The following is a 20,512-nucleotide window of genomic DNA, read 5'->3' as shown; positions in this document are numbered from 1 at the left end:
AATTTTTGGACTTGGGGTGAAGAAATGGTAAAACAAAAGCAAAGAGGGACGAAATCAAAAGCAAGACGTACGATAAAGCCAACTTTGTATTACGAAATCGTCGGGTTGACTCTTTTTGCGCTTTCGATCATTACAATCTTACAGCTAGGCATTGTAGGGAAATCGTTTGTGTTATTTTTTCGCTTTTTCTTTGGCGAATGGTACATAATTGGTGTGTTAGGTGTAATAGCTTTATCTATTGCGTTTGTTATAAGACGCGGTTGGCCAAACCTTTTAAATAAACGGTTAATCGGTGTCTATTTAATTGTGTTAGCGATATTGATGTTTAGTCATATTACATTATTTAACCTTCTTACAAAAGACGGAGCGGTAGAAAATACTTCTGTAATTGTGAGCACAAAAGATATGTTCTTTCATGAGATGAAGAAAGGCACAGAGACAGTTCATTTAGGTGGAGGTATGTTTGGGGCGCTTATGTTTGCAACGTTTTACTTTTTGTTTGATGAAGTAGGTGCTTACATTATTGGGATTATTCTAGTTATTCTTGGTATGCTTTGCATTACAAATAAACATATTGGGGAAGTACTAGCTCCAGTTGGACGAATACTTAGAAGTCAATTTCAAGTGATGCAGGGAGATTATAAGGACTGGAGAGCGAAACGCACTGCTGAACAAACAGAAAAGAAAAAAGCGACAAGGCGCACACGTAGTGAAAGGCATGATATACAAGAAGAGATTGTCGAACCGGTAGAAGAAATAGAAATTGGTCCACCAATTATTTCGAACTTTACAGAGAATTATCCAGTAAGTGAAGAAAAGGATAAAAATCGTGAAGATGAAGTTGCTGATGAGCTGATTGCCCCCCCTGTTATGGAAGAGGAGCTTCCATCGGCATTAAAAGAGCAGTCGCAAAAGAAACGAGGAGAAAAGATAGTTGAATCTCTAGAAGGGGAAATGAAAACTCCCCCAATGCAATTTTCAAATGTAGAAAACAAAGATTACAAGCTTCCTTCTATCGATATATTGAAGTTTCCCAAAAACAAGCAGGTTACAAATGAAAATGAAAAAATTTATGAAAATGCTCGTAAGCTTGAGCGTACGTTCCAAAGTTTTGGTGTGAAAGCAAAAGTGACGAAAGTACATAAAGGGCCTGCGGTTACGAAATATGAAGTGTATCCTGATATGGGAGTGAAAGTAAGTAAAATTGTGAGTTTGAGTGATGATTTAGCACTCGCATTAGCAGCGAAAGATATTCGTATTGAAGCTCCTATTCCTGGGAAATCCGCAGTAGGGATTGAAGTTCCAAATTCAGAGGTTTCCATGGTAACACTTAGAGAAGTACTTGATTCGAAAGCGAACAATCATCCGGAAGAAAAATTATTAATTGGTCTTGGGCGTGATATTACTGGTGACGCAGTGTTAGCGCGGTTAAATAAGATGCCTCATCTATTAGTAGCTGGAGCGACTGGTAGCGGCAAGAGTGTATGTATTAATGGTATTATTGTTAGTATTTTAATGCGTGCTAAACCACATGAAGTAAAGTTAATGATGATTGATCCAAAGATGGTAGAGTTGAATGTATACAATGGTGTTCCGCACTTATTAACACCTGTTGTGACGGATCCTAAAAAAGCATCACAAGCTTTGAAAAAAGTTGTGAGTGAGATGGAGCGACGTTATGAACTATTTGCTCATAGTGGAACACGTAACATTGAAGGGTATAATGAATACATTAGAAACCATAATGATCAATCAGAAGCAAAACAACCTGAGCTTCCATACATTGTTGTAATTGTGGACGAGTTGGCGGATTTAATGATGGTCGCTTCTTCGGATGTAGAGGATGCAATTATGCGTTTAGCACAGATGGCACGTGCTGCTGGTATTCACTTAATTATCGCAACGCAGCGTCCATCTGTTGATGTTATTACTGGTGTTATTAAAGCGAATATTCCGTCACGTATTGCGTTCGCGGTTTCCTCGCAAACTGACTCTCGGACAATTCTTGATAGCGGAGGCGCTGAAAAATTATTAGGACGAGGGGATATGTTATTCATACCAATTGGTGCATCTAAGCCAGTTCGTGTACAAGGAGCGTTTCTATCAGACGATGAAGTGGAACGAGTTGTAGAATACGTTATTGGTCAACAAAAAGCACAATATCAAGAAGATATGATACCGCAAGATGTCCCGGAAACAAAGCAAGAAGTAGAAGATGAATTATATGATGAAGCGGTTCAGCTTGTTGTAGAAATGCAAACAGCTTCTGTTTCGATGCTACAACGTAGATTTCGAGTAGGATATACACGTGCAGCGCGTCTTATTGATGCGATGGAAATGAATGGTGTGGTTGGACCTTATGAAGGTAGTAAACCGAGAGAAGTTTTGATTAAAGATATACAAGAAAAAAGTTCTTAATAAAAAAGTCTAATTGTTTACAATTAGGCTTTTTTATATGGTGTTTTTGTTATATACTATAGTCACCGGTAAAGAAAGGGCTTTCATTTTTAGATGTTCTTTAGAATACGAATGCTTTTAATATTATTTTTGAAAAATGTTCGATATTACTTGTGGGAAAATGTTGAATTGTGTTGACACATATGGGAGCAAGTGTTACGATTACTTCGAAAAGAATCACTGCCTCATATAATCTTGGAGATAAGGTCCATAAGTTTCTACCTGGCAACCATGAATTGCTAGACTATGAGGGGAAAAGTGTGTAACAAAGGATGTAAGGGATCTTTGTGCCGAACTTTTTCTCTGTATGAGGAATGTTTGTGGTACAAAGTTTTTTTTATGAAATAAAGATAGAAAATTTCATTTTGAAAAATTATTAACATTTATTCGACAAATATCGTTTTGTGGTAGCATTGCTATACTATGTTGTTAGTTGAAAAAAGAGAACGGAAGTCTTACATCAGAGGTCGAATAATTGGAATGCGGGGGAGTCTTATGTCAGTTAAATCCGATAGTCGACACTTATATTTACGGGTGATCGATCATATTAAAGAAAAAATCAAAAGCGGGGCATATAAAGAAAAACAAAAATTGCCTTCAGAGTTTGATTTAGCGAAAGAACTTGGCGTAAGTAGAGCGACTTTACGAGAAGCGTTGCGTATTTTAGAGGAGGAAAATGTTGTCATTCGTAGACATGGCGTTGGTACTTTTGTGAATGCCAAACCACTGTTTTCTTCTGGAATTGAACAGCTTTCTAGTATTACAGATATGATTTCTAGTGTTGGGAAAACGCCGGGAACCATCTTTTTATCATCATCTACTACGAGTCTAACAGAAGAAGAAAAAGAAAAGTTTAATAGTGATGAAGGCTTTGAGGCTGTAATGATTGAGCGTGTTCGTACAGCAGATGGGGAACCTGTTGTGTACTGTGTTGACAAGTTGGCGAAAGAAGTATTACCGGACTTATCCGATTATAATGAGGAATCATTGCTTACTGTAATTCATAATAACACGCATAAACGTATTACATATGCAGTTGCTCACATTGAACCAATTGGTTATCATCCAAAAATATCACCAATTTTACAATGCGAACCAGAAACAGCGCTGCTGATTCTAAAACAAATGCACTATGATCAAAATGATGAACCAATTTTATATTCTATTAATTATTTTAGAGCAGATAAATTTAGCTTCCACGTATTAAGAAAACGCATGTAATTCGTTCCCTTTTTAGGGAGGTGACAGCAAGAAGAAGGGGACACTAGCATATTAATAGATACATATATCATTTAGGAGGGGTTTCTAGTATGAAGAAAAAAACAGGTATTTTATTATCATTAACGTTGGCAGCGAGTGCAGTGTTAGGGGCATGTGGTAACTCGGATAAGGCAAGTGGGGACAAAAAAGATGAAAAGAGCATTAAAGTAGGTCTGGTTACAGATGTTGGGGGCGTTGATGATAAATCATTTAACCAATCCTCTTGGGAAGGTTTAAAAAAATTCGGTAAAGATAACGGGCTGAAAGAGAAAACAAACTATCGTTACCTTCAGTCTGAAAAAGAAGCTGACTATATTCCGAACTTAAAGAAATTTGCAAAAGATAAATATGATTTATCTTTTGGTATTGGATATAAATTAGAAAAAGCAATTGGAGAGGTTGCAAAAGAATTTCCAAAACAACAGTTTGCGATTGTAGATACTGTCGTAAAAGAACCAAACGTTACAAGCATTACATTTAAGGATCATGAAGGGTCGTTTCTTGTAGGTGCAGTAGCAGCGATGTCAACAAAAACGAATAAAGTTGGTTTTGTTGGCGGAATGAAGAGTGATTTAATTAGTAAGTTTGAGAACGGATTTAAAGCTGGCGCTAAAGCTGTTAATCCAAACATCGAGATTGTATCTGAATATGCAGAAGCATTTGATAAACCTGAAAAAGGTACAGTTCTTGCATCAGCGATGTATGGACAGGGAGTAGATGTGATTTATCACGCTGCGGGCGGTACTGGTAACGGTGTATTTACTGAAGCGAAAAACCGTAAGAAAAAAGGTGAAAATGTTTGGGTAATCGGTGTTGACCGTGACCAACATCAAGAAGGTATGCCTGAAAACGTAACGTTAACTTCTATGGTAAAACGTGTTGACATTGCGGTTCAAAAAGTAGCAGAAGAAGCAAAAGACGGTAAACTAAAAGGTGGAAAAGTAGAAGAGTTCGGTTTAAAAGATGACGGTGTCGGTATTGCGAAAACAACTGATAATGTGAAAAAAGTAAACCCAGAAATTTTAACAAAAATAGAAGAGTTTGAAAAGAAAATTACTGCTGGTGAAATTAAAGTACCTGCGACTGATGATGAGTACAAGCAATACGAGGCTTCTCTTAAGAAATAATGATAGAGAAATAGCAAAGGTTAGTTCTTAGAACTAACCTTTGTATATATGGAATTGCTGTTAATAGAGTGTAATAGGGGACTGTTCCCTGCTAAAAGGAGGCACAATATGGAATACGTAATTGAGATGAATAATATTACAAAAGTATTCCCAGGCATTGTAGCGAATGATGATATTACGTTACAAGTAAAACAGGGAGAGATACATGCTTTACTTGGAGAAAATGGTGCAGGGAAATCAACGCTCATGAATGTATTATTTGGTTTGTATCAACCAGAGCAAGGGGAAATTAAAATTAAAGGTAACCCTGTAAAAATTACCAATCCTAACATTGCAAATGACCTTGGTATCGGGATGGTTCATCAACATTTTATGCTCGTTCATAATTTTACAGTTACAGAGAATATTATTCTTGGAAATGAACCGAAGAAAAAAGGGAAGATTGCTATTGAAGATGCTGCAAAAGAAATTAAGCAGTTATCTGAACAGTACGGTTTAGCTGTGGATCCGTATGCAAAGATAGAAGATATTTCTGTAGGTATGCAGCAACGTGTTGAGATTTTAAAAACGCTCTATCGAGGAGCAGAAATTTTAATATTCGATGAACCGACGGCAGTGTTAACTCCTCAAGAGATTCATGAGCTTATTCAAATTATGAAAAAGCTTGTACAAGAAGGAAAATCTATTATTCTTATTACACATAAGTTAAAAGAAATTATGGAAGTTTGTGACCGCTGTACGATTATTCGAAAAGGAAAAGGAATTGGAACTGTTGATGTTGCAAATACAAATGAACATAAACTTGCGGAATTAATGGTCGGACGTCAAGTGAATTTTAAAACAGAAAAAATAGACGCTAAACCTGAGGGAGATGTACTTTCCATTACAAACCTCGTGGTTCATGATGCACGTCAATTACCTGCTGTAAAAGGCCTTGACTTAACTGTTCGTGCAGGAGAAATTGTCGGTATTGCAGGAATTGATGGAAATGGACAAAGCGAACTTATAGAAGCGATTACTGGTTTACGAAAAGTTGAGTCAGGTTCTATTGCAATTAAAGGGAAAGAAATAACAAATTGGCCAGTTAGACGTATTACAGAAGAAGGAATTGGTCATATTCCAGAAGATCGTCATAAACATGGTCTCGTTCTTGATTTTTCAGTAAGAGATAACATGGTTTTACAAACGTATTATAAAAATCAATTTTCAAAAAAAGGAATTTTAAACTTCGCTAAAATTACAGAGAAAGCAAAAGCTCTAATTGAACAGTTTGATGTGCGTACACCGAGTGAACAAACATTAGCTCGTGCCCTATCTGGTGGAAACCAACAAAAGGCAATTATTGCACGTGAAGTAGATCGTGATCCAGAATTATTAATTGCAGCGCAGCCAACACGTGGCTTAGATGTTGGGGCAATTGAATTTATCCATAAAAAATTAATTGAGCAGAGAGATAAAGGAAAAGCGGTGCTTCTGTTATCTTTAGAACTTGATGAAATTCTAAATGTGAGTGACCGTGTCGCGGTTATTTATGAAGGGAAAATCGTAGCGATAGTTGATGCGAAAGAAACAAATGAACAACAGCTTGGTCTTTTAATGGCTGGGGGAACAGAGAAAGAGCAGGTGGGTACAAATGGCTAAAAAAATATTAACCGAACGAACGATTAATATTTTAGTTCCTGTATTATCAGTTATCTTTGGATTACTTGTAGGCGCTATTGTAATGTTAGTAAGTGGTTATGATCCAATTGTTGGATACGGTGCACTTTGGACTGGTATGTTTGGTAGTCCAAGTGCAATCGGAGAAACATTACGTACAATGATTCCACTTGTTCTTGCTGGGTTGTCAGTCGCGTTTGCGTTTCGTACAGGATTATTTAATATTGGTGTAGAAGGCCAGTTACTGGTTGGTTGGCTTGCGGCAGTTTGGTTTGGTTATGCCGTATCACTTCCTGCATTTCTTCATATTCCGTTATCTATTTTAGTAGCTGCGATTGTAGGTGGATTATGGGGATTTATTCCGGGGTATTTAAAAGGGAAATTTAAAGTTAACGAAGTTATTGTCACAATTATGATGAACTATATTGCGTTATATGTTACATATGACATCATTAAACGTTTTTTACATGAAGGAAACGATAAAACATATGATGTTAAGTCAAGTGCGTCGTTAGCTTCGGATTGGTTATCTTCTTTGACAGATGGGTCACGTCTTCATTGGGGGATTATTGTCGCAATTCTTATTGCAATCTTCATGTGGTTTTTACTAGATAGAACAACTTTAGGTTATGAATTAAAATCAGTTGGATTTAACCAACATGCGTCAAAATATGCAGGAATGAAAGTATCACGTAATGTTATCCTTTCTATGACAATTGCTGGTGCGTTTGCAGGAATTGGTGGTGCAATGGAAGGGTTGGGTACATTCCAAAGCATGACGGCAATGTCGACATTCACAGGAATTGGATTCGATGGAATCGCAGTAGCTCTTCTTGGGGGGAATAATCCATTCGGTATTATACTTTCGGCGTTATTATTTGGTGGGTTAAAAAGTGCAGCGCCGCAAATGAACTTTGAAGCAGATGTTCCATCAGAGCTGATTAACGTAATTATTGCATGTATAATCTTCTTTGTTGCATGTAGTTATGTTTTAAGATGGGCACTTACTCGCATGAGCAAGGAGGGGAAATAAATGAGCTTCCTAGATATTTTAGCCATTCTTGTGACAGGGACATTATATACGGCGGCACCGATTATTTTTACAGCGCTAGGTGGAGTGTTTAGTGAGCGTTCAGGTGTTGTAAATATTGCGTTAGAAGGATTAATGTTGTTTGGTGCGTTTACTGGTGTTATTACAACGCTATTAATGGGTGATACTTGGGGGGCAATGACTCCTTGGATTGCGCTTGTATTTGCAGCAATTGGAAGCGGATTATTTGCACTACTTCATGCGCTTGCATCCATTACGTTCCGGGCTGATCAAGTTGTCAGTGGAGTTGCCATCAACTTTTTAGCACTTGGTTTAACGGTATTTGCGATTAAGAAGATCTTTGGTAAAGGACAAACTGATTTTATACAATACCGTATTGAAAAAATTGATATTCCAGGACTTTCAGATATTCCAATTATCGGAAAGATCTTTTTCTCAAATGTACCATTAACATCTTATATTGCCATTATTTTAGCATTCGTTGTTTGGTACATTATTTATAAAACTCCATTCGGCCTTCGCCTTCGTGCTGTTGGGGAACATCCAATGGCGGCAGATACAATGGGGATTAATGTCTATAAAATGCGTTATATCGCTGTTTGTATTTCAGGAATGTTTGCAGGGGTTGGTGGTGCCATTTTTTCAATGTCAATCTCGAATAACTTCTCAGGTGCTACGATTACAGGACAAGGTTTCTTGGCGTTAGCTGCGATGATTTTCGGGAAATGGAATCCACTTGGTGCGCTTGGTGCCGCATTGTTTTTCGGTTTTGCACAATCACTTAGTGTAACGGGCGGTACAATTCCAGTATTAGATCAAATCCCAAGTGTTCTCTTAACAATATTACCGTATGTATTTACGATTTTAGCACTTGTTGGTTTTGTAGGACGTTCAGAAGCGCCAAAGGCACTTGGGACGCCGTATGAAAAAGGAAAACGATAATATAAAACAGTAAATACTGTTACATTATTATAAGCATTTGTAAAGAGAAAATAAGTTATAAAAAAGCTCGCACATTAGTGCGAGCTTTTTTACATAGAATATGCTTAATACAGAAATTTACTTTCTTCCTTTTTAAGTAGTCAACCGTTAGAAGGAGAACTATGTGACAGAAATAAGGGAGAAAAGTTGATTTTTCGTTTCTAAAAACTGTATATTGAAGAGGAATATTCCTACATACGTAAAGGAGGGCTATAAAATGAAACTGATGGAACAGCAAATACATGAATTAGGTGGTTTGCGTGTACATATGATTCCGACAGATAAATATAAAACAAATACATTTGTATTTCGCTTTAAAGCACCTTTAAACGAAGAAACGGTGACAGAGCGTGCATTATTACCATATGTATTACAAAGTGCAACAGAAAAACTACCATCCGTAATTCGTCTTCGTCAATATTTAGAGGAATTATACGGTTCTTCCCTAGCGGTAGATGTAAGTAAAAAAGGGGAAGATCATATCATTTCTATTTATGTAGACATTGCAAATGAAACATATTTACAGGATGCACCGCCACTCTTTGAAAAGGCGCTTTCTATACTATCCGATATCGTATTACATCCAGCAACGGAGGGAAGTGGCTTTTTACAACCAATTGTAGAAAGCGAGAAAAGAGCACTCGTGCAACGAATTGAAGCTACATATGATGATAAAATGCGTTATGCGAATGAACGATTAATAGAAGAAATGTGTAAAGTAGAACCGTATCGTATAAGTGCGAATGGTCAAAAAGAGCGCGTTGCTTCCATTACGAATGAAACGTTATACAGTTATTATCAAAAGGTGTTAGTGGAAGATGAAATGGATCTATATATCATTGGTGACATAGCTGAAGATGCGATTGATTTAGTAGGTAAATATTTTTCAATTCCGCCTCGTGAAGAAAAAGAGAAACATGTTATTCTTCATAAGCGAAATAATGAAGAACAAGAAATTGTGGAAAAACAAGAATTAAAGCAAAGTAAATTAAATATCGGATATCGCACATATATTACGTACCGTGATGAAGATTATTTTGCGCTTCAGCTATTTAATGGATTATTTGGCGGGTTCTCACATTCAAAATTATTTGTGAATGTACGCGAAAAAAATAGTTTAGCGTATTATGCAGCATCTCGCTTTGAAAGTCATAAAGGTCTTCTTTTTGTTATGTCAGGAATTGAAGCGAAAAATTATAAAAAAGCGGTCGAGATTATTAAAGAACAAATGAAAGCGATGCAAAGTGGTGACTTTTCAGAAGAAGAGATTCATCAAACTAAGAGTGTAATTCAAAATCAAATTTTAGAGGCGATTGATACACCACGTGGTTTTGTAGAAATGCTTTATCATGGCGTTATTGCAGAACGTACACGTCCAGTAGAGGAATGGTTGACTGGGATTGAACGTGTTACAAAAGAGGAAATTGTAAAGGTTGCCAATAATATTGAACTTGATACGATTTACTTTTTACACGGAACGGAGGGAGAATAGATGGAGAAAATTTCTTATGAACAATTAAAAGAAACTCTATATTATGAGAAGCTTCCAAATGGGTTAGATGTATATATATTGCCGAAGCAAGGATTTAACAAAACTTTCGCTACATTTACAACAAAATATGGTTCCGTTGATAATACGTTTGTTCCACTTGGAAAAGAAGAAATGATTCGGGTGCCAGATGGAATTGCTCATTTTCTTGAGCATAAATTGTTCGAAAAAGAAGATCATGATGCGTTTCAATTGTTTAGTAAACAAGGTGCTTCTGCGAATGCCTTTACATCATTTACGAGAACAGCCTATCTTTTTTCGTGTACATCAAATGTAGAACAAAATTTAAATACATTATTAAATTTCGTTCAAGAGCCGTATTTTTCTGAAAAAACAGTTGAAAAAGAAAAAGGTATTATTGGTCAAGAGATTCAAATGTATCAAGATAACCCAGATTGGCGTTTGTATTTTGGTTTAATCGATAGTTTATTCGTTAAACATCCAATTAAAATTGATATTGCAGGAACGATTGAGTCCATTAGTGAAATTACAAAAGACTTATTATATGAATGTTACGAGACATTTTATCACCCTAGCAACATGTTGCTATTTGTTGTTGGAGCGATTGATCCAGAAAAGACAATGCAGTTAGTACGTGAAAACCAGGCGAAAAAAGATTATAAAAATCAACCAGAAATTGTACGTTCGTTTGAAGAGGAACCAGAAGCAGTAAATGAAAAGAAAAAAATTATTTCTATGCCTGTTCAAACACCGAAATGTTTAGTTGGTATTAAAGCGACTGGGCTTAAAGAAAAAGGGCAAGAGCTTTTAAAACAAGAGATTGCGCTTACATTACTTTTAGATTATTTATTTGGGAAAGGATCAACTCATTATGAGTCATTATATAATGAAGGACTTATTGATGATTCATTCTCTTATGATTATACAGAAGAAAATAACTTTGGCTTTGCGATGGTTGGTGGCGACACGAAACAGCCTGATGAGCTAGCCAATCGATTGAAAGGTATTTTATTACAGACGGATTATAATGAGTTAGATGAGAAGGCGCTAGAGCGTGTAAAGAAAAAGAAGATTGGTGGCTTCTTACGCTCGCTTAATTCGCCTGAATATATTGCAAATCAATTCACAAGGTATGCATTTAATGAATCTAGTTTATTCGATGCTCTTTCCGTTTTAGAGGGATTAACTGTTCAAGATTTACAAGAAGCGGCAAAAGTATTTTTGTCTGAGGAAAGAATGAGCATTTGCCAAGTATTGCCCAAAAAATAAAGTGAAACATGAATAGTTGAGCTTAAGCTTTACGATGTAGAACTTTACAGGTAGTTTTACTTTATCCCCTCACCTAACCTTTTGGCTATTGCTGAATTGTAAGGTGGGGGTATTATTTGTTTGTGAATACATGATAGAATTAGTGACTTGAAAGAGTTTCTCTGTAGAGGAAAGATAAGAGAGGATATATATGACAAAGTTTGCACTAGTGACGGGAGGAAGCGGAGGAATCGGCTCTGCAATTTCAAAACAATTAGTTGAAGATGGTTATACAGTGTATGTTCATTACAACAAGAGTGAAGAAAAGATAAAGGGATTAAAGCTAGAGATGGGTGCGATTATTCCGGTTCAAGCTAATTTAGCTGCGGCAGATGGCGTACAGAAGCTTTGGGCGCAAATTCAAAATCCTATTGATGTAATTGTGTATGCAGCTGGGCGAAGTATATTTGGTTTGGTGACAGATGTGACAAATGAGCAATTGAATGAGATGGTGGAATTGCAAGTGAAGAGTGTTTATAAACTTCTTTCACTTGCGCTTCCATCGATGATTCGTCTAAGAAGTGGAAATATCGTAGTTATTTCATCTATATGGGGGCAGATAGGGGCGTCTTGTGAAGTGTTATACTCCATGGTAAAAGGGGCACAAAATTCGTATGTAAAAGCATTAGCGAAAGAGGTAGCTTTAAGTGGGATACGTGTAAACGCAGTGTCACCAGGAGCAATAAATACAGAAATGTTAAGCGTGTTCTCAGAAGAGGACAAGAAAGGAATTGCAGAAGAGATTCCAGCTGGAAGAATTGGATTTCCGGAGGAAGTCGCAAAAACTGTTTCTTTCCTTGTATCCCCATCTGCTTCATATATAACAGGACAAATTATTGGAGTGAATGGTGGCTGGCATTGTTAAAATAAAAATATGTACATAAAAAATGAAAAATTGTACAAATTAAGCATGATTCTATTACTTAATAGTGAGGTGCTTAACCATGTCAGTATTAGATAATTTTGACCAGTGGAAAAGTTATTTAGGAGAGCGCTTAGAACAGGCGCAAGGAAAAGGGCTTGATGGTAGTGCGGTCTCAGATATGGCATTCCGTGTAGGAGATTATTTAGCAAATGAAGTAGAGGCACGAAATGATCAAGAAAAGTTATTAGCTGAGCTTTGGAAAGTGGCTGATGAACAAGAGCAGCATATAATAGCTAATTTAATGGTAAAGTTTGTACAACATAAGTAAAAAAAAGAGAGGAGAAAATCCTCTCTTTTTTTTTAGGTATCGAAAATACCGTGATTCGATTATACATTTATCTTCCCTATTAACGTAAAATCATATAATATAGTACGTAGGTGTAAAGTAAGCAGGGGGGAGTGACGTTTGATGATTGAATGGTATTTTGAATATGAAATACATAAAAACCGACCTGGCTTGCTTGGTGACGTTTCTTCGTTAATCGGTATGCTTGGCATTAATATTGTCACAATTAATGGTGTAGATAACGCTCGGCGTGGACTGTTACTTATGTGTGATAGTCAAGAGCAAATCTCTAGACTTGAATCAATTTTGAATACGATGGATAATATAACGGTAACGAAATATCGTCCGCCAAAGCTCAGAGATAGGTTGGCAGTTAGGCACGGCAGGTATATACAACGAGATGCAGATGATAAGAAAACATTTCGTTTTGTGCGTGATGAATTAGGGTTACTCGTTGATTTTATGGCAGAACTGATGAAAAAAGAAGGACATAAACTCATCGGGATACGAGGAATGCCTCGCGTTGGTAAAACAGAATCTATCGTTGCTGCAAGCGTTTGTGCAAATAAGCGTTGGCTTTTTGTTTCGTCTACTCTGATTAAACAAACTGTACGCAGTCAACTAATTGAAGATGAGTATAGTGACGATAATATTTTTATATTAGATGGAATTGTTTCAACAAAGCGTGCAAATGAAAAACATTGGCAGCTCGTTCGTGAAATTATGAGATTGCCTGCAACAAAAGTTGTCGAACATCCAGATGTATTCGTGAGTCAATCAGAATACACACTTGATGATTTTGATTATATTATTGAATTGCGTAACGATTATGATGAAGAAATTCAATATGATTTAGTAGATGAAATTGAGCAAGGAACGCAAAATAATTTCTCTATGTTTGACTTTTAAAGAAATATTGAGGTGTTAGAAGTGACGGAATTAGGACAAAAGCTGAAAGAAGCAAGGGAAGCGAAAGGCTTGTCTATCGATCAGCTACATGGGGTTACGAAAATTCAAAAACGTTATTTAGTAACGATTGAAGAGGGCGATTATAGTATATTGCCTGGTGCATTTTATGCGCGTGCATTTATTAAACAATATGCGGATGCGGTTGGCTTAAATGGAGAACAATTGCTTGCAGAGTATCAAAGTGTAATACCACAATCTGAATCTCATGATGTACCGCAAGTATCAAAAAGTCAAAAGACACAAGAAACAATGCAAAAAGCAGCATCACTTCCAATTGCAGATCATATGCCTAAAATATTGATCGCATTATTGGTAATTGCAGTAGGAGTAGCTGTGTGGTTTGTTTTTCAATGGTTAGCGGGAAAAGATGAAGGACAAGTAAAACAAAGTAAAAGCGAACAAATAGAAGTACAGAAGGCAAAAGATTCTCCGCTTGATGAAAAGAAAGAAGGAGAAAAAGCAAAAGAACCTAAAAAAGAAGAACCTAAGAAAGAAGAGCCAAAGAAAGAAGAACCACCAGCGCAACAGCCGACTACTGGTCAAGAAGAAGTGAAGGTTATTGGAACAAGTGGTAAGGTATCTACTTTGGAAATTCATAATAATAAAGCACTGGAGTTAGAAATTACAGCGAAGGGTGCAAGTTATGTAGATATTAAAAGTGAAGCTGGAAATGTCGTTTTTAATGGCACACTTCAAGAAGGTCAAACAGAAAAACATGATTTAACAACAGCAAAAGAAGTACTTCTCAACATTGGAAGTGCACCGAATGTTGAAATTAAACTGAATGGCCAACCAGTTGCTTTCCCACTAGATCCAGAAAAGGAATATCACCAAAGATTAGTGATTAAAAATCTAGGGACAGGGCAACCTGCACAATAATAGTCATCGCTTCGATGACTTTTTTCCAATGAACAAATGTTTTTGACATGATGGAGGAATAGCTGTGAATTTACCAAATAAAATTACAATATCTCGAATCTGCTTAATTCCAATTTTTTTAGTAATTATGTTAGCTCCTTTTAACTGGGGAACATATACAGTTGGAAATGTGGATTTACCAATTCAACATTTAGTAGGAGCAATTATTTTTATTGTTGCTTCGGCTACAGATTGGATTGATGGACATTATGCAAGAAAATATAACCTTGTAACAAATTTAGGGAAGTTTCTTGATCCATTAGCTGATAAGTTACTCGTTTCAGCTGCGCTTATTACATTAGTAGAAATGCAATATGTTCCATCTTGGATTGTTATTGTAATCATTAGTCGTGAGTTTGCTGTAACAGGATTACGTCTTATATTGGCTGGAACTGGTGAGGTTGTTGCAGCTAATATGTTAGGGAAAATTAAAACATGGACACAAATTATCGCAATTTCAGCGTATTTATTGCATGATGTACCGTTAAATTTAATCCATATTCCAGTCGCAGATATTTTCATATGGATTGCGCTTATCTTTACAGTTATTTCTGGATGGGACTATTTCTGGAAAAATAGAGCTGCTTTTGTAAATTCAAAATAACAGCTTATGGGGGAATCGGAATGAATGCCGAAATTATTGCGGTTGGAACGGAATTGTTACTCGGACAAATTACAAATACAAATGCGAAATTTTTATCTGAAAAGTTAGCATCCATTGGAATCAATGTGTATTATCATACTGTTGTAGGTGATAATAATCAGCGGTTACAAGAAGCAATTCAAATTGCTGAGAAGCGTGCGGATATACTTATTTTTACTGGTGGATTAGGACCGACAAAAGATGATTTAACGAAAGAAACAATTGCTTCAACTTTGCAAGAAGAACTTGTTTATGATGAAGTGGCATTAACGTCAATTAGTGAATATTTTAAACGTACAGGGCGTGAATTCACAGAAAACAACAAGAAGCAAGCACTTGTTTTAAAAGGATCGACTGTATTTGCAAATGATCATGGTATGGCTCCGGGTATGGGGTTAGCTAAGAACGAGAAGGTTTATATTCTATTACCAGGCCCACCAAAAGAAATGAAACCGATGTATACAAGTTACGTAGAGCCATTTTTACGTAACTTTACAACTGAAGAGCATATATATTCCCGTGTTCTTCGTTTTTTCGGCATTGGAGAATCCCAACTGGAAGTGAAAGTTCAAGATTTAATTGATAGTCAAACGAATCCAACAATTGCTCCGCTAGCTTCGGATGGGGAAGTAACGCTGCGTTTGACCGCTAAACATCGTGATGTAAAGGAAGCAGAAGTGCTCATTCAACATGTAGAAGATTTGATTTTAGAGCGAGTAGGGGAATTTTTCTACGGTTATAACCAAGATTTTCTTCATAATAAAGCAATTGATTTATTGAAGAAAAAAGGTTTAACTTTAGCATCTGCGGAAAGTTTAACAGGCGGTCTGTTTGGAAATCAAGTAACAGAAAACGCGGGTGTATCTTCTGTATTTAAAGGCGGCATAATTTGCTATCATAACGATGTAAAACAACATATTTTACAAGTACCTGAAGAAGTATTACAAACAGTTGGTGCTGTAAGCGAACAATGTGCGCGTTATCTTGCTGAAAATGTAAAAACATTATTGAAGACAGATATTGGTGTTAGCTTCACTGGAGTGGCAGGACCAAATGCTTCGGAAAATAAAGAACCTGGTACTGTTTTTGTAGGTTTAGCGATAAAGAATGAACCAACTGTTGTTTTTTCTCTTAAATTAAGCGGAAGCCGTCAGCAAATTCGAGAACGCTCTGTGAAATATGGATTTTATCATTTGTATAAAAAGCTAGAAGAGATTTAAAACTCTTCTAGCTTTTTTGTAATGAAAATCATACATTCTTCTATAGAAAATAAAAAAATCGAATAAATGTTCGATTTTTGTTGGCAAATTGATATGAAAATAGGTATAATGAGATTAGCAATTCAGTTAAGGAGGAATTTTGAATGAGTGATCGTCAAGCGGCATTAGATATGGCGTTAAAACAAATAGAGAAGCAATTCGGTAAAGGTTCTATTATGAAATTAGGAGAACAGGCAGAACGTAGAATTTCTACGGTACCGAGTGGTTCATTAGCACTTGATGTAGCTTTAGGTGTTGGTGGTTACCCACGTGGCCGTATTATCGAAATTTACGGACCTGAAAGTTCAGGTAAAACAACAGTTTCCTTACATGCGATTGCAGAAGTGCAACGTCAAGGTGGACAAGCAGCATTTATTGATGCTGAGCATGCGATGGATCCGGTATATGCACAAAAGTTAGGTGTTAATATTGATGAGTTACTATTATCACAGCCTGATACAGGAGAACAAGGTTTAGAAATTGCAGAAGCATTAGTACGAAGCGGTGCAATTGATATCATCGTAATTGACTCTGTAGCGGCTCTTGTACCAAAAGCGGAAATCGAAGGGGAAATGGGTGACTCTCATGTCGGTTTACAAGCGCGTTTAATGTCACAAGCACTTCGTAAGCTTTCTGGTGCGATTAATAAATCAAAAACAATTGCAATCTTTATTAACCAAATTCGTGAAAAAGTTGGGGTTATGTTCGGGAACCCAGAAACAACTCCAGGTGGTCGTGCGTTGAAATTCTATTCAACAGTCCGTCTTGAAGTACGTCGCGCTGAGCAATTAAAGCAAGGTAATGACATTGTTGGTAACAAAACGAAAATAAAAGTAGTAAAAAATAAAGTGGCACCTCCTTTCCGTGTTGCTGAAGTTGATATTATGTATGGAGAAGGAATTTCACGAGAAGGCGAAATTTTAGATATGGCTTCTGAACTTGATATCGTTCAAAAAAGTGGTGCTTGGTATTCTTATAATGAAGAACGTTTAGGACAAGGACGCGAAAATGCGAAGCAGTTCTTAAAAGAAAATCCAGATGTAAGAGATGAAATTGCATTCTTTATTCGTGAGCACCATGGAATTAGTGAAGATTCTGCTGCTGAAAGTATGGAAGATGGAACTCTTCTTGATTAATAAAAGACACGACTCCGTGTCTTTTATTTTTTATCTCACAATAATATGTAACAAGGCCTTTTTGTAAGGTTTTTTCCTTTGTTAGAACTGATTTAGTAAGGGTTGTTATCATTGATAAGTATAAACTTTTTTTGTAAAAAGAAGATTTACATGACAAAGGTAAAGAAAGTAAAAGTAGACAACGCTTGACAATGAAAAATGCGATAGATACAATGAGAATGTATATTTTTTCTTATATACGATACACTCTTCTCTAGAAGAGAAGTAACATTCGGGGTAGGTTCTATACCTTTTCGAAATAATAATATGACATTTTAATTGTGAAATGAAGAAAGTCCCTTAAAAAAGCGGGGCGACGGTCTTTGCTGTACGTTGCAATTCAATGTACATGCCGACAGTCTTTTTTCATTCATAGCAAGGGGAGGTGAAATCATGAGTAGTACAGTTTGGATACTCATCTCCATTTTGCTTGCAACAGTCGGTGCAGTTGTTGGCTTTTTTGTTCGAAAGTCTATTGCAGAAGCGAAGATTAATGGTGCAGCGAATGAAGCGAGACGTATTTTAGACGATGCGAATCGCGAAGCAGAAGCACTAAAAAAAGAAGCGCTTTTAGAAGCAAAGGATGAAATTCATACACTTCGTACAGAAGCTGAATTAGAAATTCGTGACCGTAGAAGCGAATTACAAAAACAAGAAAATCGTTTAATGCAAAAAGAAGAGAACCTTGATCGTAAAGACGAAACGCTCGATAAACGCGAGCAAATGTTAGAAAAGAAAGAGGAATCTCTTGTAGCGAGACAACAACAGATTGAAGAGTTGGAAAGCAAAGTGGGAGAGTTAGTTCAAAAGCAACAAACAGAATTAGAGCGCATTTCCAATCTGACACGCGAACAAGCGAAAGCGATCATTTTAGGGAAAGTGGAAAGTGAAATTTCTCATGAAATTGCCGTTATGGTAAAAGAAAGTGAAGTTCGTGCGAAAGAAGAAGCGGATAAGAAAGCAAAAGAGATTTTATCTCTTGCAATGCAAAGATGTGCGGCTGATCATGTTGCTGAAACAACCGTTTCGGTTGTAAATCTTCCAAATGACGAAATGAAGGGACGTATTATCGGACGCGAAGGTCGTAATATTCGTACGTTAGAAACGTTAACGGGTATTGACCTTATTATTGATGATACGCCAGAAGCGGTAATTCTATCAGGATTCGATCCAATTCGTCGTGAAACAGCTCGTATCGCTCTTGATAAGCTCGTACAGGATGGACGTATTCACCCAGCGCGTATTGAGGAAATGGTCGAAAAATCGAGACGTGAAGTGGATGAGTACATTCGCGAAGTTGGGGAACAAACAACGTTTGAAGTAGGTGTCCACGGATTACATCCAGACTTAATTAAGATTTTAGGTCGTTTGAAATACCGTACAAGTTATGGACAAAACGTGTTGAAACACTCTATGGAAGTAGCGTACTTAACAGGACTGATGGCAGCGGAGCTTGGCGAGGACGAAAAATTAGCGAGACGAGCAGGTCTGTTGCATGATATTGGAAAAGCAATTGACCACGAAGTAGAAGGTAGTCACGTTGAAATTGGTGTTGAACTCGCAACGAAATATAAAGAGCATCCGGTTGTTATTAATAGTATCGCATCTCACCATGGTGATACAGAACCAACTTCCATCATTGCGGTTTTAGTTGCGGCAGCAGATGCGTTATCAGCTGCAAGACCAGGAGCTCGTAGTGAAACACTTGAAAACTATATTCGTCGTCTTGAGAAGTTAGAAGAGATTTCAGAATCCTATGAAGGAGTAGAAAAATCTTTTGCAATTCAAGCAGGACGTGAAGTTCGCATCTTGGTAAAACCTGATACAATCGATGATTTAGAAGCTCATCGTTTAGCGCGGGATATTCGAAAACGTATTGAAAATGAACTGGATTATCCAGGACATATCAAAGTAACTGTTATTCGTGAAACACGTGCAGTGGAATACGCAAAATAAAGTGGTGAAGCACCACTTTATTTTTTTGTGTTGGGATTGGGCAATATAAAATAAATTGTTTGGAAACAACTTTGATCTCGCTATTTGCGGATAGTAATAAAATAAGCAGTACATAGAAAGGGTAAGACATATGAGAATTTTATTTGTTGGAGATGTAGTAGGGTCCCCTGGAAGAGGTATGATTCAACAATACGTACCAGCGTTAAAGAAAAAATATACGCCTACTGTAACAATTATTAATGGAGAAAATGCTGCAGGTGGTCGTGGTATTACAGAGAAAATTTACCGGAACTTTTTAGAGTGCGGTGCACAAGCAGTTACACTTGGGAATCATGCTTGGGATAACCGTGAAGTGTTTGAATTTATTGATGATGCTAAATATCTTGCAAGACCAGCCAACTTTCCGGAGGGAACACCAGGAAAAGGACTTATTTTTGTAAATTGTAACGGTACAGAAGTAGCAGTAATTAACTTACAAGGACGTACGTTCCTTCCGCCAATTGATTGTCCGTTCCGAAAAGTGGATGAATTAATTAACATTGCGAAAAAGCGCACAAATATTATCTTTATTGATTTTCATGCTGAGACAACAAGTGAAAAACAAGCACTTGGTTGGTATGTAGACGGACGTGCTACAGCGGTAGTAGGGACACATACGCATGTTCCAACAGCAGATAATCGTATTTTACCAAGTGGGACAGCTTACATTACAGATGTTGGAATGACTGGTCCATATGATGGAATTTTAGGGATGGATCGTGAAGCTGTACTGAAGAAGTTTTTAACGAATTTACCTGTACGTTTTGAAGTAACAAATGGAAGAACACAGTTAAGCGCAGTGTTAATTGATGTTGATCCAAATACTGGAAAAGCTAAAAAAATTGAACGTATTTTAATCAATGATGATCAGCCATTTTTTGAATAATATAATTTAAAAGTTAGAAAAAACATTATATTTTAATTTTTTAGAAAAATTACAGAAATTAAGCAGGAATACATGTCTTTCCTCGTGAATATAAGTTAAAGTG

17 protein-coding genes and 1 riboswitch are annotated in these 20,512 nt (G+C 36.7%); all 17 genes read left to right on the top strand.

What is annotated here, in order from left to right; all coding sequences use genetic code 11:
- The first annotated feature begins 24 nt into the window (after positions 1-24).
- The 17 genes from QRY57_RS18625 (at position 25) to QRY57_RS18545 (ending at position 20,409) form a co-directional block, all read left to right on the top strand.
- On the top strand, positions 25-2,418 hold the full coding sequence (locus tag QRY57_RS18625; protein WP_286015841.1) for a DNA translocase FtsK: 2,394 nt from the start codon (positions 25-27) through the stop codon (positions 2,416-2,418).
- A 204-nt stretch (positions 2,419-2,622) separates the two neighbouring features.
- Positions 2,623-2,724, top strand: a riboswitch (purine riboswitch).
- 228 nt (positions 2,725-2,952) lie between these two features.
- The gene (locus tag QRY57_RS18620) at positions 2,953-3,678 is read left to right on the top strand and encodes a GntR family transcriptional regulator (protein WP_026590374.1); all 726 of its coding nucleotides are present in this window, start codon (positions 2,953-2,955) and stop codon (positions 3,676-3,678) included.
- A gap of 89 nt (positions 3,679-3,767) precedes the next feature.
- On the top strand, positions 3,768-4,844 hold the full coding sequence (locus QRY57_RS18615) for a BMP family lipoprotein (protein ID WP_026590375.1): 1,077 nt from the start codon (positions 3,768-3,770) through the stop codon (positions 4,842-4,844).
- Positions 4,845-4,952: 108 nt separating this feature from the next.
- Positions 4,953-6,485, top strand: a complete 1,533-nt coding sequence (locus tag QRY57_RS18610) for an ABC transporter ATP-binding protein (RefSeq protein ID WP_026590376.1) — start codon at positions 4,953-4,955, stop codon at positions 6,483-6,485.
- Positions 6,478-7,536 carry an ABC transporter permease gene (locus tag QRY57_RS18605; RefSeq protein WP_026590377.1) on the top strand — a complete coding sequence of 353 codons (1,059 nt, stop codon included), beginning with the start codon at positions 6,478-6,480 and terminating at the stop codon, positions 7,534-7,536. The genes QRY57_RS18610 and QRY57_RS18605 overlap by 8 nt, the downstream gene beginning before the upstream one ends.
- A complete protein-coding gene (locus tag QRY57_RS18600) occupies positions 7,537-8,496 on the top strand; it encodes an ABC transporter permease (protein ID WP_286015840.1) in 960 nt (319 codons plus the stop codon). It abuts the gene before it with no gap.
- A 256-nt stretch (positions 8,497-8,752) separates the two neighbouring features.
- The gene (gene yfmF / locus QRY57_RS18595) at positions 8,753-10,027 is read left to right on the top strand and encodes an EF-P 5-aminopentanol modification-associated protein YfmF (RefSeq protein WP_026590379.1); all 1,275 of its coding nucleotides are present in this window, start codon (positions 8,753-8,755) and stop codon (positions 10,025-10,027) included.
- The gene (gene yfmH / locus QRY57_RS18590) at positions 10,028-11,314 is read left to right on the top strand and encodes an EF-P 5-aminopentanol modification-associated protein YfmH (RefSeq protein WP_090687063.1); all 1,287 of its coding nucleotides are present in this window, start codon (positions 10,028-10,030) and stop codon (positions 11,312-11,314) included. It begins immediately after the preceding gene.
- Between the two features lie 190 nt (positions 11,315-11,504).
- The gene (ymfI, locus tag QRY57_RS18585) at positions 11,505-12,218 is read left to right on the top strand and encodes an elongation factor P 5-aminopentanone reductase (RefSeq protein ID WP_286015839.1); all 714 of its coding nucleotides are present in this window, start codon (positions 11,505-11,507) and stop codon (positions 12,216-12,218) included.
- A gap of 79 nt (positions 12,219-12,297) precedes the next feature.
- Entirely contained in the window at positions 12,298-12,546 is a 249-nt protein-coding gene (locus tag QRY57_RS18580) for a DUF3243 domain-containing protein (RefSeq protein WP_026590382.1), read from the top strand.
- Between the two features lie 141 nt (positions 12,547-12,687).
- Entirely contained in the window at positions 12,688-13,473 is a 786-nt protein-coding gene (locus tag QRY57_RS18575) for a DUF3388 domain-containing protein (RefSeq protein WP_286017903.1), read from the top strand.
- A gap of 21 nt (positions 13,474-13,494) precedes the next feature.
- Positions 13,495-14,412: a helix-turn-helix domain-containing protein gene (locus tag QRY57_RS18570; protein ID WP_090687059.1), complete on the top strand. Its 918-nt coding sequence runs from the start codon at positions 13,495-13,497 to the stop codon at positions 14,410-14,412.
- A gap of 64 nt (positions 14,413-14,476) precedes the next feature.
- Complete coding sequence (gene pgsA, locus QRY57_RS18565) at positions 14,477-15,055, top strand: CDP-diacylglycerol--glycerol-3-phosphate 3-phosphatidyltransferase (protein ID WP_001052962.1); 579 nt, start codon at positions 14,477-14,479, stop codon at positions 15,053-15,055.
- 20 nt (positions 15,056-15,075) lie between these two features.
- Positions 15,076-16,314 (top strand): competence/damage-inducible protein A, encoded by a 1,239-nt coding sequence (locus QRY57_RS18560; RefSeq protein ID WP_286015838.1) that lies wholly within the window; start codon positions 15,076-15,078, stop codon positions 16,312-16,314.
- Between the two features lie 143 nt (positions 16,315-16,457).
- Positions 16,458-17,489: a recombinase RecA gene (recA, locus tag QRY57_RS18555; protein ID WP_026590386.1), complete on the top strand. Its 1,032-nt coding sequence runs from the start codon at positions 16,458-16,460 to the stop codon at positions 17,487-17,489.
- Between the two features lie 432 nt (positions 17,490-17,921).
- Positions 17,922-19,484 (top strand): ribonuclease Y, encoded by a 1,563-nt coding sequence (gene rny / locus QRY57_RS18550; RefSeq protein WP_026590387.1) that lies wholly within the window; start codon positions 17,922-17,924, stop codon positions 19,482-19,484.
- 130 nt (positions 19,485-19,614) lie between these two features.
- Positions 19,615-20,409, top strand: a complete 795-nt coding sequence (locus tag QRY57_RS18545; protein WP_003199419.1) for a TIGR00282 family metallophosphoesterase — start codon at positions 19,615-19,617, stop codon at positions 20,407-20,409.
- Positions 20,410-20,512 lie beyond the last annotated feature (103 nt).

It is taken from the genome of Bacillus arachidis (assembly GCF_030285945.1).
Lineage (GTDB): Bacteria > Bacillota > Bacilli > Bacillales > Bacillaceae_G > Bacillus_A > Bacillus_A arachidis.
The sequence above is the reverse complement of the archived record's forward strand: the minus strand, read 5'-3'. Positions and strand labels throughout refer to the sequence as shown.